The 26,991-nt window shown below is 68.1% G+C and carries 20 protein-coding genes; 10 read left to right on the top strand and 10 right to left on the bottom strand.

All coding sequences use genetic code 11. The annotated features are described in order from the left end of the window. Nucleotides 1-63 precede the first annotated feature (63 nt). The 10 genes from ABIC25_RS18785 to ABIC25_RS18740 form a co-directional block, all read right to left on the bottom strand. Nucleotides 64-2,193 carry a molybdopterin-containing oxidoreductase family protein gene (locus ABIC25_RS18785; RefSeq protein ID WP_354562652.1) on the bottom strand — a complete coding sequence of 710 codons (2,130 nt, stop codon included), beginning with the start codon at nt 2,191-2,193 and terminating at the stop codon, nt 64-66. Then, nucleotides 2,190-3,833: an FAD-dependent oxidoreductase gene (locus ABIC25_RS18780; protein WP_354562650.1), complete on the bottom strand. Its 1,644-nt coding sequence runs from the start codon at nt 3,831-3,833 to the stop codon at nt 2,190-2,192. The genes ABIC25_RS18785 and ABIC25_RS18780 overlap by 4 nt, the downstream gene beginning before the upstream one ends. Continuing rightward, nucleotides 3,833-6,076 (bottom strand): molybdopterin-dependent oxidoreductase, encoded by a 2,244-nt coding sequence (locus ABIC25_RS18775; RefSeq protein WP_239399531.1) that lies wholly within the window; start codon nt 6,074-6,076, stop codon nt 3,833-3,835. Before ABIC25_RS18775 ends, ABIC25_RS18780 begins: the two co-directional genes overlap by 1 nt. Continuing rightward, the gene (locus tag ABIC25_RS18770) at nt 6,073-8,199 is read right to left on the bottom strand and encodes a molybdopterin-containing oxidoreductase family protein (RefSeq protein ID WP_354562729.1); all 2,127 of its coding nucleotides are present in this window, start codon (nt 8,197-8,199) and stop codon (nt 6,073-6,075) included. Before ABIC25_RS18770 ends, ABIC25_RS18775 begins: the two co-directional genes overlap by 4 nt. Nucleotides 8,200-8,201: 2 nt before the next feature. Further along, nucleotides 8,202-9,605 (bottom strand): MFS transporter, encoded by a 1,404-nt coding sequence (locus tag ABIC25_RS18765; protein ID WP_239399533.1) that lies wholly within the window; start codon nt 9,603-9,605, stop codon nt 8,202-8,204. Nucleotides 9,606-9,639: 34 nt separating this feature from the next. After that, nucleotides 9,640-11,181, bottom strand: a complete 1,542-nt coding sequence (locus ABIC25_RS18760; protein WP_004019478.1) for a class I adenylate-forming enzyme family protein — start codon at nt 11,179-11,181, stop codon at nt 9,640-9,642. 201 nt (nt 11,182-11,382) lie between these two features. Further along, nucleotides 11,383-12,636 carry a CaiB/BaiF CoA transferase family protein gene (locus tag ABIC25_RS18755; RefSeq protein ID WP_354562648.1) on the bottom strand — a complete coding sequence of 418 codons (1,254 nt, stop codon included), beginning with the start codon at nt 12,634-12,636 and terminating at the stop codon, nt 11,383-11,385. 10 nt (nt 12,637-12,646) lie between these two features. Next, the gene (locus tag ABIC25_RS18750) at nt 12,647-13,303 is read right to left on the bottom strand and encodes a PaaI family thioesterase (protein ID WP_354562647.1); all 657 of its coding nucleotides are present in this window, start codon (nt 13,301-13,303) and stop codon (nt 12,647-12,649) included. Between the two features lie 13 nt (nt 13,304-13,316). Continuing rightward, on the bottom strand, nt 13,317-14,096 hold the full coding sequence (locus ABIC25_RS18745; protein WP_354562645.1) for an enoyl-CoA hydratase/isomerase family protein: 780 nt from the start codon (nt 14,094-14,096) through the stop codon (nt 13,317-13,319). A gap of 4 nt (nt 14,097-14,100) precedes the next feature. After that, entirely contained in the window at nt 14,101-15,291 is a 1,191-nt protein-coding gene (locus ABIC25_RS18740; RefSeq protein ID WP_354562644.1) for an aromatic ring-hydroxylating oxygenase subunit alpha, read from the bottom strand. An 85-nt stretch (nt 15,292-15,376) separates the two neighbouring features. Between ABIC25_RS18740 and ABIC25_RS18735 the strand changes: the two genes are divergently transcribed. The 10 genes from ABIC25_RS18735 to ABIC25_RS18690 all read left to right on the top strand — a co-directional run bounded on the left by ABIC25_RS18735 (nt 15,377) and on the right by ABIC25_RS18690 (nt 26,875). Then, nucleotides 15,377-15,973, top strand: coding sequence for a TetR/AcrR family transcriptional regulator (locus ABIC25_RS18735; protein ID WP_004019483.1), 597 nt, complete (start codon nt 15,377-15,379; stop codon nt 15,971-15,973). Between the two features lie 204 nt (nt 15,974-16,177). Then, complete coding sequence (locus tag ABIC25_RS18730; protein WP_239399543.1) at nt 16,178-17,002, top strand: mycofactocin-coupled SDR family oxidoreductase; 825 nt, start codon at nt 16,178-16,180, stop codon at nt 17,000-17,002. A 133-nt stretch (nt 17,003-17,135) separates the two neighbouring features. Continuing rightward, nucleotides 17,136-18,248: a DUF559 domain-containing protein gene (locus ABIC25_RS18725; protein WP_354562642.1), complete on the top strand. Its 1,113-nt coding sequence runs from the start codon at nt 17,136-17,138 to the stop codon at nt 18,246-18,248. Then, nucleotides 18,230-18,907: a MarR family transcriptional regulator gene (locus ABIC25_RS18720; protein ID WP_354562641.1), complete on the top strand. Its 678-nt coding sequence runs from the start codon at nt 18,230-18,232 to the stop codon at nt 18,905-18,907. The genes ABIC25_RS18725 and ABIC25_RS18720 overlap by 19 nt, the downstream gene beginning before the upstream one ends. Before the next feature lie 4 nt (nt 18,908-18,911). Further along, nucleotides 18,912-22,322: a helicase HerA domain-containing protein gene (locus tag ABIC25_RS18715; RefSeq protein WP_354562639.1), complete on the top strand. Its 3,411-nt coding sequence runs from the start codon at nt 18,912-18,914 to the stop codon at nt 22,320-22,322. A gap of 46 nt (nt 22,323-22,368) precedes the next feature. Then, nucleotides 22,369-23,790 (top strand): AIM24 family protein, encoded by a 1,422-nt coding sequence (locus ABIC25_RS18710; protein WP_354562638.1) that lies wholly within the window; start codon nt 22,369-22,371, stop codon nt 23,788-23,790. 182 nt (nt 23,791-23,972) lie between these two features. Further along, nucleotides 23,973-24,305, top strand: a complete 333-nt coding sequence (locus ABIC25_RS18705) for a DUF4262 domain-containing protein (RefSeq protein ID WP_354562637.1) — start codon at nt 23,973-23,975, stop codon at nt 24,303-24,305. Continuing rightward, nucleotides 24,295-24,405, top strand: a complete 111-nt coding sequence (locus ABIC25_RS24965; protein ID WP_308219758.1) for a hypothetical protein — start codon at nt 24,295-24,297, stop codon at nt 24,403-24,405. Before ABIC25_RS18705 ends, ABIC25_RS24965 begins: the two co-directional genes overlap by 11 nt. 260 nt (nt 24,406-24,665) lie before the next feature. Beyond that, the gene (locus ABIC25_RS18700) at nt 24,666-25,979 is read left to right on the top strand and encodes an HNH endonuclease (RefSeq protein WP_354562636.1); all 1,314 of its coding nucleotides are present in this window, start codon (nt 24,666-24,668) and stop codon (nt 25,977-25,979) included. Nucleotides 25,980-26,422: 443 nt separating this feature from the next. Next, on the top strand, nt 26,423-26,875 hold the full coding sequence (locus tag ABIC25_RS18690) for an SRPBCC family protein (RefSeq protein WP_354562728.1): 453 nt from the start codon (nt 26,423-26,425) through the stop codon (nt 26,873-26,875). Nucleotides 26,876-26,991: the final 116 nt, after the last annotated feature.

The following is a 26,991-nucleotide window of genomic DNA, read 5'->3' as shown; positions in this document are numbered from 1 at the left end:
GTGTCCCGGATCACACCGACTAATCTAAAAGCATTCGGTTATGTTGGCAACCCCGCACCGCGATCAGCGGCGGATCACCTCGACGTTGATCCCGGTGAGATGCGATTGGTTGCTGAGGGGGTCGTACCCCTTCGCCCCGGACGGCGCGAGTTGGTTGACGTTCACCCCCGGATGGCGTCGGGCCACGTCGAGACCGCGCGCCCGGTCCTGGCCCCAGCCATGGGTCATCGCCACCACGCCCTCGCGCAGGGTGTCGTCCCCGACGACCACGGCCGGCAGAGCGCCATGGAGATTGTGCACGGTGACGTCGTCGCCGTCCACGAGATCACGTCGGCGCATGTCGACGGGGTTCATCCACAGCGGATTGTCCTGATGGACACCCTGTTTCAGAACCGGGAGATTGTGCAGCCAGCTGTTCACCATGAAGTGGTTACGCCGGGTGATCAGCTTGAGCTGGTCGTCCGGCTCCGCCACGAGACTCCCGAGGATCCGTTCGGCATCGTCGAAAGACCGACGGAACAGATCGGGACAGCAGTCGATCAGGCCGTCGTCGTGCTGCACCGCGATGTCGAAGACATCGCTGGGCACCGCTTCCGGAAGCACCTCGGTCTGACATGGTTTGTCCTTGAGCGTCTCGACCGACAGGTCCGCTTCCCGCAGCACGGCGTCGACCGCCGCGAGAGGGCCGGCCTCCGGGTCGTCGAGAAGGCTCGGTACACCCATCTCCTGCTGGATGCGCGAGAGAATCCACCAGTCGTCACGCCGTTGCCCCACCGGCGCGACGACAGCGGGGGTGTATTGGACGTAGGGCTCCATCGCCACCCCCATCGTGTTCAGGAAGTTGACGTCTTCGCGCTCGAGCCAGTCCGTCGCAGGCAGGATGTAGTCCCCGATCTCGCCCGTCACGGTGCGATACAGGTCCACGGTGACGATCAACTCCAGCGATTCCAGGGCACGCCGCAACCGGTCTCCACCGCCGACCGACAGAAGTGGGTTGCCCGACACCACGATCAGGGCACGGATCGGGTCGTCGGAGCGCTCGATGAAGTCCGGCAGCATGGCGGCGGGGAGATCCCCTCCGACGGTGCGGATCTCCCCGAGCGGACCGGAGAAGAACGGGTCCGCGCGCCGGCGCCGGGAGTTCTGGACGACGTCGGCGACGCCTCGCGAGTAGATGTTGCCGCCGCGGCGTCCGAGGTTCCCGGAGAACAGACTGACCATGGTGAGCATCCAGTAGGCGAGCGTGCCCAGCCTCCCCTGGTTGACGCCGGTGGCCATGTAGATGCTCGCACTCGGTGCGGCGCAGAACTCGTCGGCGACCCGGGCGATGGTCTCGGCGGGGATCCCCGTGACCCCGGCGACCCGCTCCACCGGGTAGCGCGAGACGAAGTCGAGCAGATCGTCGATCCCCCGCGCATGCTGTTCGACTGCGCCACGGTCGAATCCGATCCGGAACACGATCTCGTGCAGGAGCCCGGCGAGAAAGTAGAAGTCGGTGTCCGGGGTGATCAGCAGCACGTCGCCGGTCTCCGGCGTCGACGACTCGATGCGGCGCGGATTGACGAACAGCACTGTCCCGCCGCGCTTGGCGATCGCGCGCAGTTTGGCCATCGGATCCGAGATGTGGATCAACGTCATGTGGGAGACCTGCGGATTGCTCCCGAGACACAGGAAGTAGTGGGTGTGCAGCAGGTCCGGAATCGGGTGTGCCATCGACGCGCCGTAGACGGCCTCGCTCGCCGCGTACTTGGCCGATGTGTCCTGGGTCCCGGCGCTGAACCTCATCCGCGTGTCGAACCCCCGCGCGATCCGCGCCGCGTTCGCATAGTAGAGACCGTTGAACGCCGATGGGTTGCCCTGGTACACCGCCAATGCATTGCGGCCGTATCTGTCTCGGATGGCGCCGAGCCGGTCGGCGATGTCGCGAACCGCCTCGTCCCAGGACACACGCTCGAAGTCGCCGTCCCGGCGGTCGCCGGTCCCGACTCGTCGCAGTGGGTGATCGACCCGATCCGGATCGGAATGGACATCCAGGTAGTGCGGTCCCTTGTGGCAGGAGAAGCCGCGGTGTACAGGATGATCCGGGTCCGGTTGCAATCCCACGATGCGATCGGCGTCGACCGTGGCCAGCAGCCCGCACCCGGGCTCGCAGATGCGGCAGAAGGTGTGGACCTGCCGGGCCGGCGCGCTCATCCCGGAACACCGGGCAGACTGGCTGTCCGGGCGATGTTCACCGCCGCCTCGGCATCGACGACTTTCACCCGTGGCCTCCCGGCCGCGCGTCCCTCCTGGCGTTCCCACCTGTCGATGGCCCGCCAGTCGGCCCCGTCCATCACCTCCGGACATCGCTCGCGCACGAGTGCGGTCAGATCGTCACCGCTGCCGACGGGTCCGGGCAGCAGTCCACCGCGGAGATCATCGAGCAAGGAACCCACGGTCTCGACCGCACACCACCGGTTGGTTCCGATCACCCCGGTCGCGCCGCGCTTGATCCAGCCCGCCACATACTGCCCCGGCGCCGGCGAACCGGTCGCCGGATCAACCACACGACCCCCGACGTTCACGACCGTCGACGACACCGGATCGAAGGGGAGGCCGTCGATGGGGAGCCCGCGGTAGCCGACCGCGCGCAGCACCAGGCCGCAGTCGATCTCGGTGCGCTCCCCGGACGCGGTGTGGCTCGTGGCCAGACCGCGCACGCGGTCGGATCCGATGACCTCCAGCGGCGTCGCCTGGAACCGCAGCACGATCCGCTTGTTCCCGGGCACCGGTACTCGTCGCGAATACTCCTCCAGGAGGCGCAGTTTCGCCGATGCCTCCGAACCCGCCGACACCGGCGGGTCGACGATCACGTCGACCCCGGGCAACGAACCGAGTGCCATCAATTCCGGGGTGGTGCAGGCTGCGTACTCGGGCCCGCGCCGACCGAGGACCACCACTTCCCTGATCTCACTGCCGGCCAGAGCGGTCAGCGCGTGTCCGGCGATGTCGGTGCGCCGCAGTGCCTCCACATCGGACACCAGTATCCGTGCGACGTCCAGCGCGACGTTGCCGTTGCCGACGACGACGGCACGCTCACCCGACAGGTCGAAGGATCGATCGACGTGGTCGGGATGCCCGTTGTACCAGGCGACGAACTCGCGGGCGGAGTGGCTGCCCGGGAGGTCCTCGCCGGCGATCCCCAGCCGCCGGTCCCCCGAGGCGCCCGAGGCGTGGATGACCGCGTGGTGATGGGCCGCCACCTCGTCGAGTGTCACGTCGCGGCCGACCTCGACACCCAGATGCAAGGTGAACCCGTCGCGCCTCGCGGTGCGCCCGAAGACGCGATCCACGGTTTTCGTGTGCCAGTGATCGGGCGCGACCCCGAACCGGACCAGCCCGCCGGCCACCGGAAGCCGCTCGAACATCGTGACCTCAGCGTCGATGTCCCGGCGCGCCAGCAGTTCCTCGGCGGCGTAGAACGCCGACGGACCCGACCCCACGATCGCGACCCGCACCCGCGGCGGATCCGTCACCCCGGCGGTCGCGATCGCCACCGGGACCGGTTGCACGTGCGCACCTGCGGGGGCGTCTCGTGGATTCCGCCGGAAGTAGTCGGCGTTGAGTTCGAGATAGCGATCCACATCGGGCCCCGTGGAGTCGCCGGGCACGATCGCATCGACCGGACAGACGTCGGCACAGGCGCCGCAGTCGATGCACGTCCCCGGGTCGATGTAGAGCATCTCGGTCCGCGTGTACTCGCGTTCGGCGGGCGTCGGGTGGATACAATCGACCGGGCAGACGGCGACACATGTCGCGTCGTTGCAGCAGTTCTGCGTGACCACATAGGGCATCAGCGCTTCTCCTCGCTCATCAGGGTGACCGTCACCGGTATGCCGTTGAAGACCGGCGACGAGGTGGGGACGTCGAGATGCCCGGTCTCGGTCACCAATGCGTTGTAGTTCGCGCCGGGGGCAGCCACCGCGCGCGAGGTCCGCAGGCCCGGACCGTGGTGACCCCAGCCATGTGGCATGCTCACCACGCCCGGGCGCATCGCGTCGTCGACGCGGATCTCCGCCACCACGGTGCTCGTCGACGAGGTCACCGCGACGAGGTCTCCATCGACGACCCCGAGCTCGACGGCGTCGCGCGGGCTCGTCAGCAACGCGCACTGTCCGTCGTCGTTCTGCGGGAGCGCATTGTGCAACCACGAGTTCATCCCGCGCCGCTGCCGGCGGTTGATGAGCACCAGTCCCCGGGAGGCCATCGACGCCGCCCGCAGGCGCGGCAGGTCGGCGGTGATCAACTCGGGCATCAGGTCGATCCGACCATTCGGGGTGCGCAGCACACCGGGCAGCCGCGGCTGCAGCGGACCGAAGTCGATCCCGTCCGGATTCGATTCCAGGAGAGCCAGACTCAGCCCTCCCCCATCGTCGTCGAACCGGTCACCGTACGGCCCGCTACGCAGGCGCAGGTCGAGAAGACGCTGGGGCCCCGTCCGTCCGGCGACCGCCGACTCGACGACGCCGGGGTCGCGTCCGGACAGTTTCGCCGCCCGGCGAACCGCCACCGCCGCGACGGCGTCGTCCGTCTCCGCCACGGTCCGGTTCGGGGTCCCCTGGGCGATGGCGGCCAGCCGGAGCATGATCTGCCATTCGGCGAGTTCGTCGTCACCGAGGGCGAGCAGCGGCGGGGTGTAGCGGGCGACGTTGCGGATCTGGAAGTGCGACAACGTCACATCGTGGTGTCCGCGGGTCATCAGCGGCGGCGGTGGCAGGATGACGTCGGCGTGCCGGGTGGTCTCGTTGAGGTAGCAGTCCACCGACACCATGAACTCCAGCGATGCGAGGGCGGCCTCGACCGCACCGCTGTTCGGCAGCGAACGCGCGGGGTTCCCCGCGATGGTGACCAGCGCCCGTGTCCGCCCCGGCCCCGGGGTGAGGATCTCCTCGGCGAAACACACCGCGGGCAACTCGCCCAACGCTTCTGGGAGGCCACGGACACGCGATCGCCACCGATCGAACATGAGCTTCGGTGGACGGGTCACCGGCCACGTGTTCGGTCCGCCCGCGGCAGGAAGCGAGAACATCGCGCCGCCCGCACGATCCAGGTTGCCGGTGACGATCGTCAGGAGTTCCACGAGCCAGTTCGCCAGTGTGCCGAACTCCTGCATGCAGGTGCCGATCCGGGAATGCGCCACGGCGGACGGGGCCGTCGCGAACCCCCGGGCCACCGCCCGGATGGTCTCGGCATCGATTCCGCAGGCGTCCGCCACCGATTCGGGTGAGAACTCCCGGGCCATGGTCAGTGCCTCGTCCACGCCGTCGACGACCTCGGGAATCCGCTCCGGTCTGGCCAACCCCTCCTCGGCGATCACCGCCAGGACCGCCAGCAGGAAGAGTGCATCGGTGCCCGGGAGAATCGGGACGTGTATGTCGGCCATCTCGGCCGTCCGGGTACGTACCGGGTCGACGACCACGAGGGTGCCACCCCGCTCCCGCAACGCGCGCAATCTCTCGTGCATGCCCGGCGCGGTGACCGTACTCCCGTTGGACACCATGGGATTCGAGCCCAGGATCAACAGGTGGTCGGTACGGTCGAGGTCGGGCAGACTCAGTCCGAGGCCGGTTCCGTAGAGCAGCATGTGGGCGAGATTCTTCGGCCAGGTGTCGACGCTGGCCGGCGAGTAGACATTGCGGGTCCCGACGGCGGCGATCAGTTCGCCGAGGTAGAAGGTGGCGTCGAGGTGATGGGCCGCGGGGTTGCCGTGGTAGATCGCACAGCTGCCCGGGTCGTCGGCGACGAATTCCGGCAGCCTGCGGCCGATCTCGGCGAACGCCTCCTCCCAGCCCACTGCTCGGAAGTCCCCGGACGGCGTCCGCAGGAGCGGGGTGCGGATGCGGTCCGGGTCGTTCTCGATACGGCCCAGCCCGAGCCCTTTCGCGCAGCTGTGTCCGGCACTGAGCGCATCGTCGGGGTTGGGCGCCACCCCCGTCACACTCCGACCGGCGAGTTCGACGACGAGCCCACAGGTCGACTCGCACAACGGGCAGATCCGTCGCCCGACGGTCACCGTCGAGTGTGCTCCGCCGGTCATGAACCCTCCTCCTCGGTGGCCGGGACGATCGCGACGGGAACGGCGGACAGCGTCGGCATGGCGTTGATCGTCTGCACCCCATCGAGCGTCCCGGTCAGGTTGTTGACATTGACCCCGGCAGCGTCACCGTCGTCCCCGCCGAAGCAGTGGGTCATCGAGACGGCACCCCGCGCGAGGGTCTGATCGGCGCGCGCGGTGGCGCGCAGGGAACCGGAAGCCGACCGCAGGACGACCTGTGCGCCGTCGGCCACCCCCAGCCGTTCGAGGTCGTCGGGATGCACACGTGCCGGATTCCCTCCGCCCGGGACGAGTCCGGGAACCCGGATTCCGGTGGAGTTGACGGCTTCCCGGATTCGCCGCACCACCAGCCGGAACGGGAAGTCGCCCGCGACCGGCGACGGCTGCAGCGCGTCCTCGAGCTCGGCGCGGACATCGTCGGGCATCAACTCGAGGCGCCGACCGGCCGCCTCCGGGGTCGGCGGCGCGACGACGGTGCCGCTGTCCCCGACGAGCCGACCGTGCTCGGCCGAGACCAGCTCGTCGAACGGCAGACGCCCCCGCTCGGTCATCATCGCCAACAGCTCTGTGGACGTGGGCGGGGACGAGGGATCCAGTATCCGTCCGGCGAACTTGAAGGGCTGCCCGGAGGCGGCCGCGAGGTCGAAGAAGAACCGCCAGTCGTCGACGACCCCGGCCGGCGGTGTGACGACCGGGGACGTGAATTGTGCGAAGCGACGCGGGAAGAAGGGCTCCATGACCGCGGTGTGATCGGCGCGTTCGTACATCGTGGTGGGGGCGATGACGTGGTGCGCGAGGCGGGCGGTGTCCGACATGAAGGGATCGATGCACACGAGCAGGTCGAGGGAACGCAACGCGCGCAACGTCTTCGCACGGTCCGGTAGGGCTGCCGCGGGGTTCCCGCCCGAGACGACCAGTGCGCGAACACGATCCGGGCCCGGTTCGAGGATCTCGTCGGCGAGGATGCCGGAAGGCAACTCGCCGCGGATCGCACGCACACCGCCGACCCTGCTGCGAAAACCTCGTTCGTACGCCCTGGCCGGTGCGGCAACCTCCTCTCGAGCGGGCAGATGCCGGGTCAGCACGGCACGATCATCTGCGCGTTCTCCTTCGCGGAGGTACCGTCCGCACACCACGTTCAGGGTGGCGACGAGATGCTCGGCGACGTTCGAGTGCGGACCCATACACAGTCCGGTCCCGCTGGTGGCCATCCCCCGGCTTCCCCGTCCGAAAGCACGTGCGGCGGCGCGCACGTCCTGCGCCGGGACATCGCAGATCCGCTCCACGACAGCGGGAGTGACTCCACCGACCGCCGCTCGGAGGGCGGGCAGACCTGCGGCGTGACGGCCGCAGAAGGCCGGATCGTGGAGGCCCTCGGCCAGGATCACGTGGAGGAGTCCGGCGAGCATCACCGCGTCCGTGCCGGGTCGGGGCGCGAGGTGGATGTCGGCGAGGGCGGCGGTCTCCGTGCGTCGCGGATCCACGACGATGAGGGTGAGTCCGCGCTCACGTGCTCGCCGCAGGGTGGTCGCCGGGTTCTGCACGACCGCGCCGTCCCCGTCACCCCCGTTGCCGGACACGACGGGGTTGGTGCCGATCAGCAGCCACACATCGGCGTCGGCGAACCGCTGACGCCCACCGAGATAGGTGCCCATCCGCTCGGCCACAACCCATTTGGCGGACTGGTCGATGGTCATGGTGGAGAAGAGCTTGTGCGAGCCGGTCCCGCGGAACCATGCGCGCGCCGACGGCGGGGTGAGGGCGGCGAAGTTCTGTTGCGTCCCACAGAACAGCGCGACCGCGTCGGGCCCGTGCTCGTCGACGATCCGCCGGAGGCGCGCGGCGATGTCGGCGACCGCGAGGGGTACCGCGATCGGCTCGTGCCTTCCGTCGGCGGTGCGCCGCATCGACGTGGTCAGTCGGCCGGACCCATGGGTGAGGTCTGCCCCGCGGCGGCCTTTCGGACAGGTGTACCCACCGGAGATCGGATGCTGTGCATCGCCCAGCACGTCCCGGATGCGTCCGTCCTCGATGTCGAGCAGCACGCCGCACGACGACGCGCACAGCCGGCAGTACGACGTTCGGCGCACCGTGTCGGATCGCACGGTCAATGGACGTCCGCCGCTGTCGGGGCGGGTCGGGCTCCGTCCTGCGCGCGCCGCAGACGCCGACCCTCCCGTGCGTTCAACACTCCGAGGGTGACCACCGCGAGCACGGTCGGCATCGCCATGGCCAGGAAGATCGTGCGAGCGTCCAACCCGGCGGCGATGAGTGCCGCACCGACCGTCGGTCCGATGATCGATCCCACCCGGCCGACCCCCATGGCCCAGCCGATGCCCGTCGAGCGCGCGGCCACCGGATAGATCGACGCCGCGATCGCGATGATCCCGGCCGAACTGCCCGAGATCCCGAACCCGACGACGCAGATGGCGATCAGCAGCAGCGCGGCGTTCCCGAGCACCATCGCGACGACGCCGATGAACACCGCCCCCAGCGTGTAACCCGCCATGACCACGACATACGCGGCGCGTGTGCCGCCCGACCGCCAGGCCGCTGCCACCCGGTCGGTGATCCACCCGGCGGACAGCGCACCCGCCATACCGCCCAGGTTGAACAACGCGGCGGCGGTGATCGCCGTACTCGAACTCTGGCCCGCCTCGCTGAACAGCGATGGCATCCAGCCGAACAGGAAGTAGATGACGAGGAAGTTGACGACGAACACCACCCACAGGAGCACGGTGTCGAGACCTCTACCAGCGGTGAACAGTTCGCGAACCGGTGAGCTGGTGACGACCTGGGTGTCCTGGGTGAAGCGCACCGGACCGGTCAGGTCCGTCCGCGGGTCGATCGCGGAGACGATGCGGGCGACCTCACCGTGGTCGCCCCGCGCCGCCAGGAACTTGCCGGACTCCGGTAGCCAGGCCCAGGCACCGAGGACGGCGACCAGCGGGAGGATCCCGCCCGCGACGAAGATCGATTGCCATCCGAAGGCGGGGATCAGCTGAGCGGCAGCGAGACCGCCGACGAAGCCCCCCAGGGACATCCCGGCGACGACGATCGTCACCATCGTGGCGCGAACGCGGGCCGGGCTGTACTCGCTCGTCAAGGCGATGAGGTTCGGCGTGACGCCCCCGAGCCCGATCCCGGCGAGGATGCGCAGGACGATCAGGACGCCCATCGAGGTGGCGAGGGCCGAGGCCAGGGTGAACACGGAGAAGATCACCGTGCAGACGATGATCACCCGCCGCCGGCCCCACCGGTCGGCCACGGGACCGAACACCAGGCTGCCCAGGACCATCGCGCCGCTGCTCAGTGCGAGCAGCAGTCCGAACGACGCCTTGGACAACTCCCAGTCGTCGGAGAGCGCGGGGATCGCGAACCCGATCAGCTGGGCATCCATCCCGTCGAGCACTGCCAGGACGAGGCACATCGCGAAGGCCCGCTTCTGCAGACCGGACACCGGGGCGGTGTCGATGAGGTGGGAGATGTTGACATCACGCGGAGAACCCATCACGGGTGTCCTCTCGGGAGAAGGGGTTGCCTGGTCAGGCGGGAGTCGCGGAGCCCTCGACGGCGAGGGCATCGGCGGGAGGCTCCGGGAAACGTGCTCGCAGCGACGGTTTCGCGAGCTTTCCGGAGAAGGTCCGCGGCAGCGGTTCATCCAGTGCGACCGCATGTTTCGGCCGCTTGAACTTCGCCAGGGCCTCGCCGGCCACATCGGCGATGTCGGCCACGATCTCGGATGCCGGTCGCTCGGAGTGGAACACCACCATCGGGACCTCGCCCCACCTGTCGTCCTTGACACCGATCACGGCCAAGTCCACCAGGCCCTCGATGCCGTGCAGGGCGTTCTCGATCTCGGCGGGATACACGTTCAGGCCGCCCGAGATCAACATGTCCTTGCTGCGGTCGACGATCCGGAGAAAGCCTGCGTCGTCCTTGATCCCGAGGTCCCCGGTGCGCAACCAGCCGTCGGTCAGGGTCGCCGCGGTCGCCTCGGGTTTGTTCCAGTACTCGCGCAGCACATGCTCACCGCGCACGAGGATCTCCCCCACCTCACCCACCGCGGCCTCGTCGTGGGGTTCGCCGATGCGCACGGAGGTTCCGACCAGCGGCAGGCCGGCGAAACCGGGCCGCGTGACCGCGTCTCGGTACTCCAGCGTGGACACCATCCCAGACGCCTCGGTCAATCCGTAGCACTGCGTCAGCGGGATTCCGTGCGTGCGATAGAAATCGAGGAGATCGAGGCTGACCGGCGCACCGCCCGTCCCGGCGAAGGTGAATGTCGCGAGCGACCGAGAACCGAAGTCCGGCAACGTCGTCATCCGCTCCCAGATGACCGGCACGGTGGTGGTCGCGGTGATCTGCTCCCGTTCGAGGACGTCCAGAGCGATCTCGGGATCGTATTCCCGGAGCAGGACCATCGTCGCCCCGGGAACGACCACCAGCTGCATGAAGATGGACAGCACCGAGCCGGTGTACACCAGCGGCGCCGAGCAGAGCACCCGGTCGCGGGCGGAGAAACCGAAGGTGATCGTCTGCGAGATACCCGGCGTCATCGCGTTGCGATGGGTGATGAGCGCGCCCTTCTGCACTCCGGTGGTCCCGGAGGTGTAGCAGATGAACGCCGCATCGTCGGGGTCGATGGCGACGACGGGTGCCGGGCCGGCATCCAGGAGCGTGTCGTATGCCGGGAAGGCGCCGCCCTCGATCGAATACGTCTCGAAGTCGAGTTGCCCGCGGGCGACATCGAGCAGGGGAGCGAACGCGTCCTCGACGACGATCACCCGGGGCGCCGCGTCGATGACCATCGGCGCGAGTTCTCGACCCGTGAGACGGAAGTTCAGCGGTGCACACACGGCCCCGAGCTTGAGGGTCGCGAGGATCAGGTGGGCGAGCTCGGGCCGGTTGAGCATCATGACCGACACCCGGTCGCCCTTGCCGACGCCGCGGGCGGCGAGACCCCGGGCGAGTGCGTCGGTGATCGCGTCGACCTCAGCCCAGGTCTGCCGGGTGTCCCCGAACACGATCGCTTCCTGCTCGGGCCGCGTTCGTCCCCAGAAGCGGGTCAGGTCCGAGAGATTCATTCATACTCCTTCGTCGACGTCGATCCCCCGACCGGCGCAGGGGGTGTGATCCCCCTCACTCAAAGTGAGATTAAACTAACAGCTTTAGATGCTTCGCGCAATGCGGTGCGCCGATCGGCGCAGGCATCACGGCTCGGTGTTACGGACACGACAATGACACCCGCACAACGGATTTCGTACGGGTGTCAAAGGCGACACGAGTCAGCCGGAGTGCACCCGTACACCGGCCGCGGGGACGCGCGGATCCGCCGCGACGGCGATCTGGGCGTCGTCGTATCCGGCCACCGTCCGCAACACCTCAGGGGTGTCGGCGCCGACGTCCGGCGGAAGTGGCGGAGCGAACTCCTCCCCCGCGACACGCACCGGACTGACGACGAATTCCAGGTCGCCGACCCCGTCGTGATCCACCCGGTAGGTGTTCTTCCTGGCGCGGAAGTGCGGGTCCACCAACATGTCCCCGACACTGTTGACCGGTCCGCCGGCGATCTCGTGCTCGAGGAACAACTCCACCCACTCGGCCCGCGTCCGCTGCGCGAAGATCTCGGTGAGCGCACGCCAGATCAGGTCGGCACGCGCGGGAGCGCCGTCGTCGGTGGAGGACAGGTCGACGTCGATCAGATCGTCACGGCCGACGGCGCGCAGGAAGTTGTGCCAGAACTTCTCGACATGGGACCCGAACAGGACGGCCTCGCCGTCCCTGGTGCGGTATGCCTCGAGCCGCGGCCAGTCGGGCAGTCGCCCATCGGGCAGCCAGGTCGGCCGCGCGATCGACCGGTCCTTGTTCAGCTCGGCATCGGCAAGGTCCGGCATCCACGCAGCCGCCACATCGATGCCGGCCACCTCCACGTGGCAGCCGACGCCGGCGGCGCGAGCCTTCAGCAACGCGGCGAGCAGGCCCATCGCACCGTAGGCACCGAGGGCGTACATCGCGATGGGCGGCGCCGTCGAACCGGCCATGCCGGACACCGGCGGTTCGGTCGGGGTGCGCACCTCCCGCAGCCCGGCGTACGCGTCGAAGACGGGACCCCCGGTGCCGAGTGTCCGGTAGGGGCCGTCGCCGCCCATCCCGGAGACCGTGCACAGCACGATCGCCGGATTCACCTCTCGCAGAGAGTCGTAGCCGACCCCCAGCCAGTCGAGATAGCCGCCGCGCATCCCCTCGACGACCGCGTCGCACTCACGCGCGAGGTCCAGGAAGGCCTGTCTCCCCTCAGGGCTGCGCAAGTCGAGCGCCACGGACTTCTTGCCGCGGTTCCAGCGCAGATGCATGAAGGCGGGCCCGTCCGGGGACCCGACCGCCCGGGCGCCGCCGACGCGCACCGGATCGCCGAGCGGACCGGCCTCGACCTTGATCACCTCGGCACCCAGGTCGGCGAGATGGCCACCCACCGACGAAGGCGCCAGCTGGGCCACCTCGAGTACCCGAATCCCATCGAGAAGGGAATACCCACTCATCGTCAGCCTCTCATGATTGTGAAATATCTAGTGTCTGTTCAGGTTTGAGTTCGACCCACAGCCCGTGCACCTCGGCCAGCAGAGTCTCACCCGCAAACATCGCGCCGCGCATGGTGCGTTTGCGCCCGCACTGCTCCACCAGCTCGGCGGTGAGCGTCAGTTCCGTGTGCAGCGGTGCAGGTGATCGGTAGTCGACGTGGAGGTACGCCGTCCGGCCCCACGGCCGGCCCGCGCTGTTGGCCAAGCGTGCCAGCAGTTCGTCGAAGATCAGTGGGGTGACGCCGCCGTTCATCGCATATCGTCCGGAATGGAATCTGCCGATGGTGACCCGTGCGACAGCGGTGGTCTCGGTGACATGGTCGATGTGCAGTGCCGGCGCCAGTGCGTGCCCTTTTCCCGGGGTCGACCAACGCTTACCCGCGATCTGCTCGTCCTCGTCCACCTCGTGTGGCCACATGAGACGTGCGACCGCGCGGAGTGCCGCAGTGGCTTCGGCGGCCGCTGTCGGCGTGGGGCGACTACGGGTCACCGCCTCCTGAACCTCCCGAAGCGCCTGCACCATCGACTCGTACTCGTCGTCCCCGCTCGTCGTCGGCCGGAACGGATCCGACCAATCCGGTCGCCACGGATCGGCGTCCGACATTGCTTCGGAGATGGCGTCGGTCATGCCGTGTCTCCGCTCATTGCTCGGCCGCCGTCCGCCGAAGCCGGGCGTCGCGGTCGGCGAGACCGGCGACCAGTCCGGCGATCTGGTCCGGGTGCGAGTGCGTTCGCGCAGCAGCGATCTCGCGGTCGTAGCGCGTCCGCAGATCCAGTCCCGGGCCGTGCTGGAGCAGCGACTTGATCTCCCGAATGCCCTCCGGCGGGAGTTCGGCCAGGCCGGCCGCCGTGTCGACAGCAGCCGACGACACGCCGCCCTCCTCGACGAACCGGCTCAGGAGTCCGATCCGGTACGCCTCCGCCCCGTCGACGGCCCGCGACGTCATCAACAGGTCTCGGGCGTGTCCGGGGCCGACGACGGAGTCGAGCAACCAGGTGAGGTTGGCGCCGCCGTACCGCGCGGCCGTCACGGCGAACCGGGTGCGCGGGTCTCCGACGCGGATGTCCGCACACACCGCGAGGATGGTTCCCGCGCCGTGTGCCGTTCCGTCCACGGCGGCGACCACCGGCTTCGGGAACGACCAGAACCGCCACACGAGTTCCTCTCGCTCGGCCGCGGCGTCTGCCGCTTCGCTCGGCGTCCACCTCGCCAACTCGGTGATGTCGTATCCCGCGGAGAAGGCAACCGGACCCGCGCCGGCGATGATGACCGACCGGATCGCGTCGTCGGCCGCGATCCGGGTGAGCGCTCGGTCGAGTTCGCGCTGGACCGAGAGCGAGATCGCGTTGCGAACCCCCGGACGGTTGATGGTCAGGCGGCGCACACCCGGTGCCGGCTCATCCACCTCCAGTTCGGACACGGATTCAGTGCGCGGCAGCCGTGGCGGGAAGGGATCCACGTTCGCGCTCCAGCGCCTCGACATCACCGGCCACCATCTTGTGAAACAGCTGTCCCGGCAATTCGTTTCGTCCGTAGATGAGTTCGTCGACCTGACCGAACGCCGCATTGTCGGTGATCGTCTTGGTGACGAACCAGTCCTCGTCGTGCAAGGTCTCCATCAGCAGTTCCCAGTTCTTGTCCAGGATCCGCTCTTCACGAGGGGTCTGCGGCTTCGTCGGCGACAGCAGCCTGATGGTGCAGTGACTGACGTTCGGGTCGTCCTTGTCCGGGACGATGGTCCAGATCTCGAAGTGCTTGGGCTCGGTGACGAGCATGGTGCCCGGATACACCGTGTAATTCGCCAACGAGTAGTCACGGACGTCGAAACTGTCCGGGTCGGCGTCCCTGACCTCGGTGATGGCCTTGCGCGCCACCACGAGTCGCCACGACCGGTCCACCACGTCGAGAGCGGTGATGTTGCCCTCGAGGTAGTTGCACACCGTCTTCGTGTGCAACTGGCACAGGTGATAGGAGTCCTGGACGCCGTCGACCGCGATCTTCCAGTTCATGTCCAGCCGCCAGGTCTCCTTGCGCACCTGGAACGACTCCGCCATTCCGGTGTCGGTGACCTCGTCGTCGTGCTTGTCCCCGAGCACCGATCGGATGTCGAGATCGGCGCCGACCGTCGGCACCACCCAGACGAGTCCATGCCGGACCTCACACGGAAACTCCACGAGTCCGTAGTCGGCGCGGTCCATTCCGTCGAAACCCTCGGCATGCGGCATACCCCGCAGCGCACCGTCTTTGCCGTAGGACCAGTTGTGGTACGGGCAGGCGAAGACGCGCTTGCACCCGGACTCACCGAACTCCACGCGCGACCCGCGGTGTCGGCACACGTTCGAGAAGGCCTTCACCGACCCGTCACTCTGCCGGATGACCAGCAACGGCGTACCGATCAACTCCGTGGTGACGAACGAGCCCGTCTTCGGCAACTCGTCGACGTGGGCGACGATGTGCGGGAATCTCCGCACCACGTCGCGTTCCTTCGCCGCCAGTTCGGCGTCGTTGAACACCGAGAACGGAACTCTCAGCAGATCGTCCGCGTAATCGGTGCTGTCGTTGTCCACGTGGTCGATCAGTCGCCGGGTCAGCCTGATCTTCTCGTCGCGCTCCATGTATCGAGACTGACACACGAGACAATCACTGTCTAGTGTCTTATCTATCTTCTTTCGATTAGGGCGCCCTTGCTACCGTCGTGTCGTGGCCGCAAGCACCGACTCCGACAAGCGCACTGACGTCCAGGAAGCAATCCTCCGGGCAGCCGAGGAGTGCTTCGCGCGTTTCGGCATGGCCAAGACCACGATGGAGGACGTCGCACGCGCGGCCTCACTGTCGCGTGCGACCGTCTACCGCTACTTCCGTGATCGCGAAGCACTCATCACCGAACTGGTGGTGCGCCGCGCCCACACCAACATGGACAAGGCCCGGGCACACATCAACAAGTGGCCGACCGTCTCCGAGCGCATCGTCGAGGGGATCTGCCGGGACATCCGCAAGGGCCATTCCGATCCGATGGTCAACCGACTGGTCGCCCCCGAATCCATGGCGCTGTCGATGCAGTTGCTCAGCGTGTCGGGACGAGCGATCGAACTGACCCGAGAACTGTGGGAGCCGGTCCTTCTCGCCGAGCAGTCGGCGGGCAACCTCCGCCCCGAGGTCGACATCGAGCTGCTGTGCGAGTGGATCTCCGAGCTCGAGATCATGTACATCAGTCAGTTCGACTCCACCGATCACTACCTCGATCGGGTCCGGACGAAGTTGCGCGCCTTCTTGATTCCCGCGATCGTCGCCGACTGAACTGACGGCGCGGCGAAGTGGCCCATCCGATCCGTTCCGCATTCAATCTAACTATGTTAGTTTCGGCGCAGCGGGATGATTCCTCCGCCCCGAGACGCCAAGGCGCGCCGACGAGTACGTCGCGTGCTCGGAAACCATTGCGCCACAACCGCTCCGTCTTCGTGATCCGGTTGCTCTCGGTCCGACCAGAGAAAGACGACCATCGTGCAGAGACTCAGTGGCAAAGTTGCGTTCATCAGCGGCGTGGCACGCGGGCAGGGACGTTCCCACGCCGTTCGCCTCGCCGAGGAGGGCGCCTCGATCATCGGACTGGACATCTGTGACCAGATCCCGACCGTGTTCTACCCGATGGCCACGCGCGAGGATCTCGCCGAGACCGAGCGACTGGTCAAGGAAGCGGGCGGACAGATCGTGACCGCGGTGGGCGACGTGCGCGATCGGGACGACATCCGCTCGGTGCTCGACGCGGGCATCGAACGCTTCGGCCGCCTGGACACCGTGATCGCCAACGCGGGGATCATGCCTGTGATCGGCCCGGGCGAACAGACCCAGGCCTGGCATGACGCCGTGGACGTCATGCTGACCGGCGTGTGGAACGTCCTCGATCTCACCGTCCCGCGGTTGATCGAGCAGAACGAGGGCGGATCCATCGTGATCACGAGTTCCGCCGCCGGGCTGACGAGCATCGGACTCAACACGTTCGCGGGCCAGGCGGGTTACTCGGCAGCCAAACACGGCGTCGTCGGTCTGATGCGCCTGTACTCCAAACAGCTCGCCAAGAACCTCATCCGCGTCAACACGATCCACCCGACGGGGGTCAACACCCCGATGGTCGCCAACGTCGAATACGGCGAGTTCGTCAACTCCCACCCCGAGGTGGCGAACGACGAGTCCTACAAGAACCCGATGCCGGTCGAGCTGATCGAGTCGGTCGACATCAGCAACGCGATCGTGTTCCTTGCCTCCGACGAGGCCCGCTACATCACCGGGGTGACCCTGCCGGTGGACGCCGGCTACAACGTTCGCTGACACCCGCCACCTGACACCGACCACTCTCGGGCACAGCCCGAGGGTGGTCATCGTCGTGGCACGGAGGGTGTCGCGCCGGCGAGTGACGACCGAACCGGGCACCTGTCGGATTCGGGCGATATGGTCGGCAACGATGAACATCCGTCCGTCCACGCTCGACGCGGCCGTGCGTCCCGGACACGTGCTACGGGTCGACGACGTGGACGGCCTCGCCCTGGCCGACCTCGTCGACTCGGTCTCGGCCGAGCTGCCCGTGTTCCTGGACCACCGCGGGCCGACGGATCGCACTGCTCGGGAGGTCGTCGGTGAGGTCCTCGACGCCCTCGAAGACATCGTCGTCGCACTCTTCCCCACCTGGCTCCCGGGCGGCGAGTCCGGCTCGCTGGTCGATGCCGACGACGCCGAATCACGGGCGCGTGCGCTGTGCCGCGACGCCGGCTTTCCCTCGCCCGCTGTCGCCCATCTGGCCCGTGCAGCTGCCGGTGCGCGTCGACCGGTTTCGAGCCCCGCCGACGATGCCCGGGCGGGAGCGCTGACATTCCTCCTCAGACGGTCGTACGGTCGGGACGCCGTCGTTCTGGCAGTACGCGCCCACACGGCACTGCCCGAGCGCGCCCAGCACGCCGCGGCCGCCGCATACGACTGGCTGGCGGACCACGCGGATCTCACCGTGTGGCTCACCGCCGATGCGCTACCGGCCGTCGCGCGGGTGCCGGTGGTGCGAATCGGGGTCGCCGACGGGCGGGGCCCCGACCAGACCGGCCTCGCGGAGGTGCCGGTCGACCCGTCACCGGCCCCGGGTCCCGTTCTTGTCGTCTCCCGACCTGCGGGTGGACCGGCACCGCACAGCACCGCCGAGCAGGCCCTCGAGCGAGCCCTTGTGAACGCGCCGTGGGCGCGCGAGCGCCAGTGGAACCGGAGCCCGCGTGACCTCGATCCGCTGACGCCCGCGGTCATCGTCGACCTCCTGTGGTCGAGTGAACGGGTCGTCGTGGAGGTCGACGGCGCCGATCATCGCGGACCGGTAAAGTACGCGCGAGATCGACGTCGCGACAACATGCTTCAGCGTGCCGGGTACCTCGTTCTGCGTTACACGAACGACCACGTTCTCGATGACCCCGCGCTTGTCGTCGCAGAATTGGCCGCCGCGATCGCCGAACGCTCCCCGTCGCGGGCACCCTCGCGACCGACGCCCGCCCGACCCCCTATGAACCGCGAGGAGCATCCGTGGACCACGCCCAGCTGACGCCGACCCAGAGTGCGGCGCTGTTCGTCCTGCTGGCCGAGTCACGCGAGCTCTCCAACCCCGAGCTGAAGGAGCTCGGTCCCGCGCTCGACAAGCCGGCCCGGGACCATCTCAACGCACTCGGCCTCGTCGACTCACGGATCGGCGCCCGTCGCGCCTGGTTCCACACGCTGACCGACCGCGGCTGGGCCTGGTGTGCATCCGAACTGACCTCCGAGCCACCCAAGAGATCGACCGCGCCGTCGAAGGCCATGTACGCCGTCCTCGCCGGACTCGCCCGGTACCTCGACGACGAAGACCTCCGTCTGCACGAGGTGTTCGGCCGCCCACGGCGCCCGGATCACACGGAGTCCGACACCCCAGCCCCGGCGACGCCTGCGCCCGACCCCGCGTCGCGCGATCCCCGTGCGCAGATCGCGGCGGCCTACCGAGCCCGGGCCGCCGCTGCGGGCGACTTCGTCCTCGTCGCCGATCTCCGCACCGACGTGCCCGGGATGAACGCCGAGGTCTTCGACGCCACCATGGTGGAGTTCCAGCGCGAATCCGGCGTCAGCCTCATCCCCCAGGAGGACCAGGCGCTGCTGACCCCGGAAGACCGCGCCGCCGCGGTCACGGTGGGCACCCAGCCCTGTCATCTGTTCGCGATCGAGGAGATCTGATCCGATGGACGCCGACGCCCGTCAGGCACTCGAGTCCATCCGACTCAACTGGGCCGACACCCCGGACGACGTGTGGGGCACCGCCGACCCCTTTCACGTCGGCGGCCTGCACGAGGACACCATCGTCGACATCGTCCGATCCTTCGACGACGCCCGGCGCTCACCGTCGGGAAGCCCGATCGGGGTCACCGTGCGCGGACCGGCCGGATCGGGTAAGACGCACCTGCTCGGTCGGGTCCGACATCGCGTCCAGGAGGAGGGCGGCTACTTCTTTCTCGTCAAGTTGCTCGACGCCACCGACTTCTGGCGTTCGGTACTCGTCGCGATCATCGATGATCTCGGACGACCGGCTCCACGACACCGTTCGCAACTGAATCAGCTCCTCGACCGCCTCGCGATCGACGCCGAGGTGTCGGAGGACACGCGGGCCGCGGTGACCGGTGGCGCACCGCTGCAACCCGCGGCACTCGACGACTTCATCCACGGCGTCTACACACGCCACTCCCGGCACCGGCGCCGTTCGCAGCACATCCTGCGTGCACTCGTACTGCTCGAGTCCGACGACTTCGCGGCCAAGGACCTCGGCGAGGCGTTCCTGCATCTCGACATCGACGACGCCGACGAACTCGCCGCGTGGGGGATCCGCAACGCCCGACTCGGTTACCAGGAGATCGTGGAGAACATCTCGCGCATCATCGCCTTCGATGATGCCGCGGTGCTCGCCATCGACCAGATCGACACCCTGATCGAGGCCGGGAAGACCGCCGAGCCCGGCGAGGAATCCCAAGTGGAGAAGTTGGCGCACGGTCTCATGTCGGTGCGCGAGACCATGAGCCGAACGACCTGTGTGGTCTCCTCGATCTCCGCGGCGTGGGACTACCTGTCCGGCCACGTCATGCGATCGGCGGTCGACCGCTTCCGGTTACCACCCACGCTGCAGCGGCCGGCCAGCGCCGATTTCGGCCGGTTGCTCCTCGCCCGGCGGTTCGCCCCGGGTTTCGCCGGGGTGGGATTCACACCGCCGCACCCCACGTGGCCGGTGTCCGATACCGCGCTGAGGACGGCAACCGACTACACACCGCGCGAACTGATGGTGACCGTGGACCGCCAGATCGCCGCACTGCTCCGCAGCGACACCTTCGCCGAGATCACCGACCTCACCGGAGCCGCGCCGACGAGTCCCGCGACGACCACCACCACCTCCATCTCGGGGGCGGGCCAGACCACGATTCCGGGAATCGACGAATCCGGTCGCGACACAGCAACTCCCGCGACCGACCACACTCCCTCTCGAACACCGTCGTCGACATCCGTCTCGTCGGACGATGCGTCGTTCACGAAGATCGATCAGCGTTACGCGGACCTGATCTCGCGCGCCGACCCCCTACCCGCGTTGGTACCCGACACCGAGGACAGGATCGTCCCGTCACTCCTGCACGCGGGACTGTCGACCTGGATCCAGGCCCTCACGCGCGACGCCGACCGCTGGCAGCTCGACGCTCGGCCGGGCCCGAAAAGCCCGCTGCACGGGCGCATCCGGCAACTCGTCGACCCCAACCGGGACATCGAACAGTCCTGGAGCTTCCGCGCGATCGCCGCATCGAACGCGCGGGCCGTCCAGACCCGACTGTCGAGCGCGACCACGACTTCCGGGTTCACGCTCGGCGACATCGAACGCACCCTGGTGATCCTCCGGCGGGACCCCTGGCCCACCGGCCCCAAGACCCAGCAGATGGTCACCGAACTCCACGATCGTGGGGGCCGGGTCGTGGCCTGGACCGAACACGACATCAAACGGCTCAGTGCGTTGGCCACGCTGCGCGCCGAACGGCCATCGCATCTCCGCGAGTGGATTTCCGCCCGCAACCCGGCCGCCGAGATCGGATTCATCGCCGACATCCTGGGCCCCGCACTCGAGGCGCCTGCGGCCCGTGTGGACCCACCGGTGGCACCGGCGTCACACACGGACACGACGTCCGGACGACGCGAGCCGGGCACCGCGGGCCACACCTCGACCCCGCCGACACCCCGCGAACCAGAGGCCGGGAACCCCCGGTCCACCGACCCGCAGTCCTCCGACCGCCAACCCCTCGACCTACCGTCGCGGTCGGAGTCGCCGGGTCCGAACGCAGGCGAATCACAATCGCCGACAACCGCATCCGTCGTCGACCAGTCGATCACACTCGGGCGAGGTGTCGCCACCGGCGAGGAGGTGACGGTCTCACTGCTCGCCCTGCGCAAGCACGTGGCGCTGTTCGCCGGATCCGGTTCGGGCAAGACTGTGCTGATCCGCCGGATCGTCGAAGAGGCAGCCCTGCAGGGGGTTTCGTCGATCATCCTCGATGTGAACAATGACCTCGCCCGCCTCGGGACACCGTGGCCGGACAACGATCCGCGTCCGTGGACACCGGAGGACCGGGAACGCGCCAAACGCTATCTCCAGGACACCGAGGTCGCGGTCTTCACCCCGGGGCGCGCGTCGGGCCGGCCACTCAGTTTCCAACCGCTACCCGATTTCACCTCGGTGGCGGGCAATCCCGACGAGTTCCGCGCCGCGGTCGACTCCGCGGTCGGCGCGCTGATCCCGCACGCCCGGGCGACCGGCACCAGCGCGAAGGCATACCGTCAGCAGGCGGTTCTGCAGCAGTCCATGGAGGCTTTCGGACGCCGCGGCGGCGGCAGCCTACAGGCGTACGTCGGACTGCTGACCGAACTGCCCCACGACGCGAGCACCCTCGCCGACGCGGCCCGGCTCGGGGCCGAACTCGCCGAGAACCTCAAGGCCTCGATGGCCATCGATCCCGTGTTCGGCGGCGACGCCGCCCCCGCCGACCCCGGGTTCCTTCTCACCCCGGGTCCCGGCTTTCGGGCCCGGGTGTCGGTCATCAACCTCGCCGGCCTCGGTACCGACGACCGGCGAGCGAGTTTCGTCAACCAGCTCCAGATGGCGCTCTTCGCCTGGATCAAGAAGAACCCGGCTGCCGATCGACCGCTCGGCGGGTTGCTCGTCATGGACGAGGCGCAGAACTTCGCCCCGTCGGTCCGGATGACCGCGGCGTCGAAGAGCACCAGTGCACTGGCGTCGCAGGCTCGCAAGTACGGGCTCGGCCTGATCTTCGCGACCCAGTCGCCGACCGGCATCGACAACAAGATCTCGGCCAACTCCTCGACCCAGATCTTCGGGCTTCTCAATCATCCGACACAGATCGACCGCGCCAAGGAACTCGCCGCCAACAAGGGCAGCAGGGTGCCCGACATCGGCAAGCTACCGGCGGGAACGTTCTACATCGCGAGCGAGGGCGGGCGGTTCACGAACGCGGCGACCCCGCTGTGCCTGACATATCACCCGTCGAGTCCACCGACCGAGGACGAGGTGGTCGAACTCGCCCGCTCGACGGCACCGCGCGGACGGTGACGGGGATACCCGACTCCGCCGACGGTCGGCCGCGACGATTGGCACAATGGACACCGTGCTCACGCTGACCGCCGGAGAGAACCGGCCTCTGCCGTCGCCGGCCGTGACCGTTTCGGTGCGCTCGGCATCGCCGGTCAACACCTCGGCGATCCTGCTCACCGACGCGGGCCGTGTCCGCACCGATGCCGATCTCATCTTCTACAACCAGCCCGCCGGCCCCGGCGTCGGCTACCGCTCCGACGGATCCGCCGACATCATCTCCATCGACACCGCCGCCCTACCCCGCGACATCGTGACGGTGGTGGTCGCGGCGAGTCTCGACGGGACCGGACCCGCGAGCTTCGCCACCGCGGGTGCGCTCACCGCCACGGTGACCGGCGGCGGCGCCGAGCTCACCTTCAGCCCCGCGGGCCTCACCAGCGAAGCCGCCGTCGTGTGCCTGGAGATCTACCGGCGCAACGACATGTGGAAGGTCCGTGCCGTCGGACAGGGATACGACGCGGGTCTCGCGGGCCTGGCGACCGCCTTCGGCATCGAGGTCGACGAGGAGCCCGCACCGCCGTCACCACCCGGACACCCTCCGCGGGTGACCGATCCGCAGCCCTGGCCACCGGCGGCCACACCACCGCCGGCAGCACCATCAGCGTCGTCGCCCGGAGCTCAAGCGTCGCAATCGAATACACCCCCACCGAGGCCTCCGGTCACCGCCCAACCACAGGGAGTTCCCATGCACAGCGATCTGTTCGCGCCGTCCCACGCCGAGGTCACCGGGCAGGGCATCCAGAAGCAGGGCAGCAAGATGTGCCGCGTGGGGCTCGCCGGCGAGGTGATGGCCCGCAGCGGCTCGATGGTCGCGTACCAGGGCAATCTGAAATTCGAGGCGCTCGGCTCCGGAGGGCTCGGCCGGATGATGCGTCAGGCGATGACCGGCGAGGGCGTCCCGCTGATGAAGGTCACCGGGCAGGGCGACCTGTTCCTCGCCGATGCTGCGTCGGACGTGCACCTCATCGATCTCGACGGGTCCGACGGCCTCACCATCAACGGCGCCAACGTACTCGCCTTCGACTCGTCACTCTCCTACGACATCGCCCGCGTGCAGGGTGCCGGCGCGATGAGCAACGCCGGCATGTTCAACTGCGTCTTCACCGGCCGCGGGCGGATCGCCATCACCACCGACGGCACGCCGGTCGTCCTCAACGTCGACGCCGCGACCTACGCCGACCCCCAGGCCGCGGTCGCGTGGTCGTCGAGCCTGCGCACCTCGGTGAAGTCGAACGACTCGTTCAACCTCGGCACCCTCATGGGACGCAGCACCGGCGAGCGGTTCACCCTCGAGTTCTCCGGTCGGGGTTTCGTCGTCGTCCAGCCGTCGGAACTCCCGCCCGGCGGGTTCGTCGGCGGCACCGGCGGCGGGAGCGCGGCCGGCTCCGGCGCCGGCGGCATGCTGGGCGGCATCCTCGGCCGCTGACGAAGCGGAACTCGGCACGTCTCCCGAGTTTGCCGGTGCCGCCTGCTCTACTACGGTCCACCGTCGAACACCAGGAGCGAGCATGGCCCACCCCTTCTCCGATCTGCGGGGTCTGCCCCGCCGGCACCCCGACCCGCTGGTACGCGAGACGCACGAACGCGTCCGGCGCTGCGGTTGGGCGGGTGACGGCAGTCAGTGACGAGTGCACGTTCCACTCTCACAAATGCGAAGCACCGGACTGCTCCTTCGCGTACACCACCGGCCTGCGCCTGCACGACCTCCCAGAGTTGGCGGTATACGGGCTAGATGCCCGAACGAGTGCATTGGTTCTCAACGAGTTGGGCAGCGTGTTTCACACCTATGACTGGCACTCGATCGTATCGAATTCGATTCCCGTGCAACTGGAATCACTTGATGTCCCGGTCACCGTGATCGAAGTGATGGACAGATCCGACCTGACCGTCACCAATCGTCCTCTATCCGGACGCTCCGGTCTTGCAGGCGGTGTGGCCTGACGATCCGGGCAGCTACCCGTGGGAAGAGGGTTACACCCCTTGCACCGGAACACCAGTTCGTGAAGGGCGTACACGACCCGCGATCGACCAGAGTCGATAGTCCGCGCGTAATCCACCCGCACCCCGGAATGAACCGGGCGCAGCGGCGCAATGCGGCCCGAAACCGACGTCTACGCTGAGCAGGCGCGCGGACTGAATTGAGGGGGCCATCAGCCGTTCGGTTCTTGTCAGTGCTCCCGCATACAGTGATTCCTATAGGCCCCGCAGATGAAAGACGCATATCGGCGTTACGCCGGTGTCGAACCAACGATGACGAGAAGCCCTGCCTCCAGTTCCGTCCTGTGATGTGGAAGGTCCGTCATGACAACAACACTCGCCACCATGCTGTGCCCAGAGACCGAGAGTGTCGAACACTCCGGCGGTGAGGGTTATCTCGCCGTGTTGGCTGCGATTCGCGAGGCGCTGTGGGATCTGCCCCCTGGCGGCGCGGAGCCGACCGGCCGTCAAGCGAGCACCGCGATGTCTCTGCTGATCGAACTGCGCTCCATCCTGGACCATCACGCCGCCGTCGGAGCTGCCACCCTGGACCGTCTCGGTGTGGCCCGACAGTCGACCGGCAGGACGTCCACCCTACTGATCACGATGGGTGCAGCACCCGCAATCGCGCACCGCTGGTTGCGGATCGGCAACGCACACGCGTGGCTCTGTCGGTTACCGAGTCACACCGCCGACGGCGCGATCTCTGGCGAGCACGCTGATGCCGTCGTGACCGGCATAGCACATGTCGCGCGTCGAGCACCCGAGGGTGTCTGCGTCGAGGAACGAGCAGAGGTCGAGCAGACCCTCATCGCGCAGGCGATGTCCGGCGCCACCCCTGCCGAAATCGCCCAGAAGGCACGCGAACTGGGCAACGAGTACGCGGTCGGGACCGGCGGCCTGCCTGCCGGCGAGGACCGCACCATCAACGAGTTCACCGTCATCCCGACCGGGGAAGGCCGGGTCAGCGTGCGCGGCGATCTCGACACGGTGATCGGCGAAAAGCTCACCGCGGCAATCGAATCTCTGAACACTCCAAGGTCTGAACCCGACGGTTCCGATGACTCTCGGACCACCGGGGCCCGCAACGCAGATGCTCTGGAACTCATCCTCGATGCCGCGGCGCTGGCCGACACCACCCTTGCAACCCCACCGAAGACGCACGTCAGCGTGCTCCTGCCGGCGGCTGCTCCGGACAAGGCCAGCCTGTTGTGGCTGGGTTCGATCAGCCCCACCACCGCATCCTTGCTGGCGTGCGACTCCTCTGTCACCGATGTGGTAGTCGACGGCGACACCGTCCCCCTGCAGATGGGCACTTCCAGACGGCTGTTCCCGGCGCATCTGCGTAGAGCGATCATCATCCGCGACCGGTGCTGCATCAAATGCGGCGCGCCGGCGGGCCGCACCCACGTCCACCACATCCAGTTCTGGAGCCACGGCGGTTCCACTGACATCGACAACGGGTGCTTGCTCTGCCCGTCCTGCCACGCCCACATCCATGCCGGCCAGTGGGAGATCATCATGGGGCGCGACCGTCACCCGTGGCTGGTCCCACCCGCATCGATCGATCCGATCCGAACGCCGTTGCCGGCATACAACCGCCGCACCATGACTCTCGATGATCGGGCCGCAGCCTGATCCACCTCGGTGGTCGATGACCGACTCGCATCGGCCAACGGCCGGAGAGCTCGAGCGCCTAAGACTTCTGAAGGCGAATCCCGGCGAGGGACGACGCCCCGCGCAGCACCTTTTCGCACCGATCCGTCGGGGCCGCGCATGTCCCTTTGAGAATTTCATAGTGTTGACGCCCGACCTGTGGTGCGGGTGACGTGCGCAAGGCCATGAGACACAGCACAGTGCGTTTCACCCTCGAGTTCTCCGGGCGCGGGTTCGTCGTCGTGCAACCGTCCGTAAGCCCGCCCGGCCGGTTCGTCGGCGTGACCGGTGGAGGAGACGCGGCCCGCGCCGGTGGCGTGCTGGGCGGAATCCTCGGGCGCGGGCCGATCAGGATCTGGTGGCGAAAACCGATGCCAGAAGCCATCTTTCGCTCCGAAGTCCGGGCGACGGGTATCGTCGACGCCATGCCTGAAGCATCAGCGACCGTCCTCGTCCAGCAGCCCGTCGACACCGTGTGGGAGTACTGCCTGATCCCCGACCACGTCGCAGCGCTGACTCCCGGCGTCGTCCGCGTCGAGCGGGTCACCGACGGGCCGGTCTCGGTGGGCACCGTCTGGCGGGGCCAGATGAAGGGCCTGGGCAGGGCGGTCGACTGGACCGGCGAGTTCACCAGGGTCGACACACACACGGCCACCGAGTTCACCTCGACCGAATCGCCGCTCGAGTTCGCCATCTCCGCGACCTTCGCGGAAGTTCGCCGCGGGGTCGAACTCACCTACCGCATCCGCAACGCCGGGGCCGGCGGGGCGGTCGGGAAGCTCGCCGACGCGCTGGCGATCCGCGCGTATCAGCGGTCGCTCTCCGCGAACGCGAAGAAGCTGCCGCGCCTCGTCGACGAATGGGCCGCCACCCACTGACGACGAGGCGGCCCGAGGAGTGCGGTGTCGGGCATCAGCCCACGAGCGACGATCTCCGACGGACATAACCTCGAGAACGACGTAGACGAAAGTCTTTGTTAGACATACGAATCGGT

The organism is Gordonia sp. PvP123, from assembly GCF_040547295.1.
GTDB classification, from domain to species: Bacteria; Actinomycetota; Actinomycetes; order Mycobacteriales; family Mycobacteriaceae; genus Gordonia; species Gordonia terrae.
This window is presented reverse-complemented; position numbering and strand designations above follow the sequence as displayed.

Coding starts and splice junctions, on each gene's coding strand:
- ABIC25_RS18785 (WP_354562652.1), bottom strand. CDS start 2,193: ATGAGCGCGCCGGCCCGGCAGGTCCACACCTTCTGCCGCATCTGCGAG.
- ABIC25_RS18780 (WP_354562650.1), bottom strand. CDS start 3,833: ATGCCCTATGTGGTCACGCAGAACTGCTGCAACGACGCGACATGTGTC.
- ABIC25_RS18775 (WP_239399531.1), bottom strand. CDS start 6,076: ATGACCGGCGGAGCACACTCGACGGTGACCGTCGGGCGACGGATCTGC.
- ABIC25_RS18765 (WP_239399533.1), bottom strand. CDS start 9,605: ATGGGTTCTCCGCGTGATGTCAACATCTCCCACCTCATCGACACCGCC.
- ABIC25_RS18760 (WP_004019478.1), bottom strand. CDS start 11,181: ATGAATCTCTCGGACCTGACCCGCTTCTGGGGACGAACGCGGCCCGAG.
- ABIC25_RS18755 (WP_354562648.1), bottom strand. CDS start 12,636: ATGAGTGGGTATTCCCTTCTCGATGGGATTCGGGTACTCGAGGTGGCC.
- ABIC25_RS18750 (WP_354562647.1), bottom strand. CDS start 13,303: ATGACCGACGCCATCTCCGAAGCAATGTCGGACGCCGATCCGTGGCGA.
- ABIC25_RS18740 (WP_354562644.1), bottom strand. CDS start 15,291: ATGGAGCGCGACGAGAAGATCAGGCTGACCCGGCGACTGATCGACCAC.
- ABIC25_RS18725 (WP_354562642.1), top strand. CDS start 17,136: ATGAACATCCGTCCGTCCACGCTCGACGCGGCCGTGCGTCCCGGACAC.
- ABIC25_RS18715 (WP_354562639.1), top strand. CDS start 18,912: ATGGACGCCGACGCCCGTCAGGCACTCGAGTCCATCCGACTCAACTGG.
- ABIC25_RS18710 (WP_354562638.1), top strand. CDS start 22,369: ATGGACACCGTGCTCACGCTGACCGCCGGAGAGAACCGGCCTCTGCCG.
- ABIC25_RS18700 (WP_354562636.1), top strand. CDS start 24,666: ATGACAACAACACTCGCCACCATGCTGTGCCCAGAGACCGAGAGTGTC.
- ABIC25_RS18690 (WP_354562728.1), top strand. CDS start 26,423: ATGCCTGAAGCATCAGCGACCGTCCTCGTCCAGCAGCCCGTCGACACC.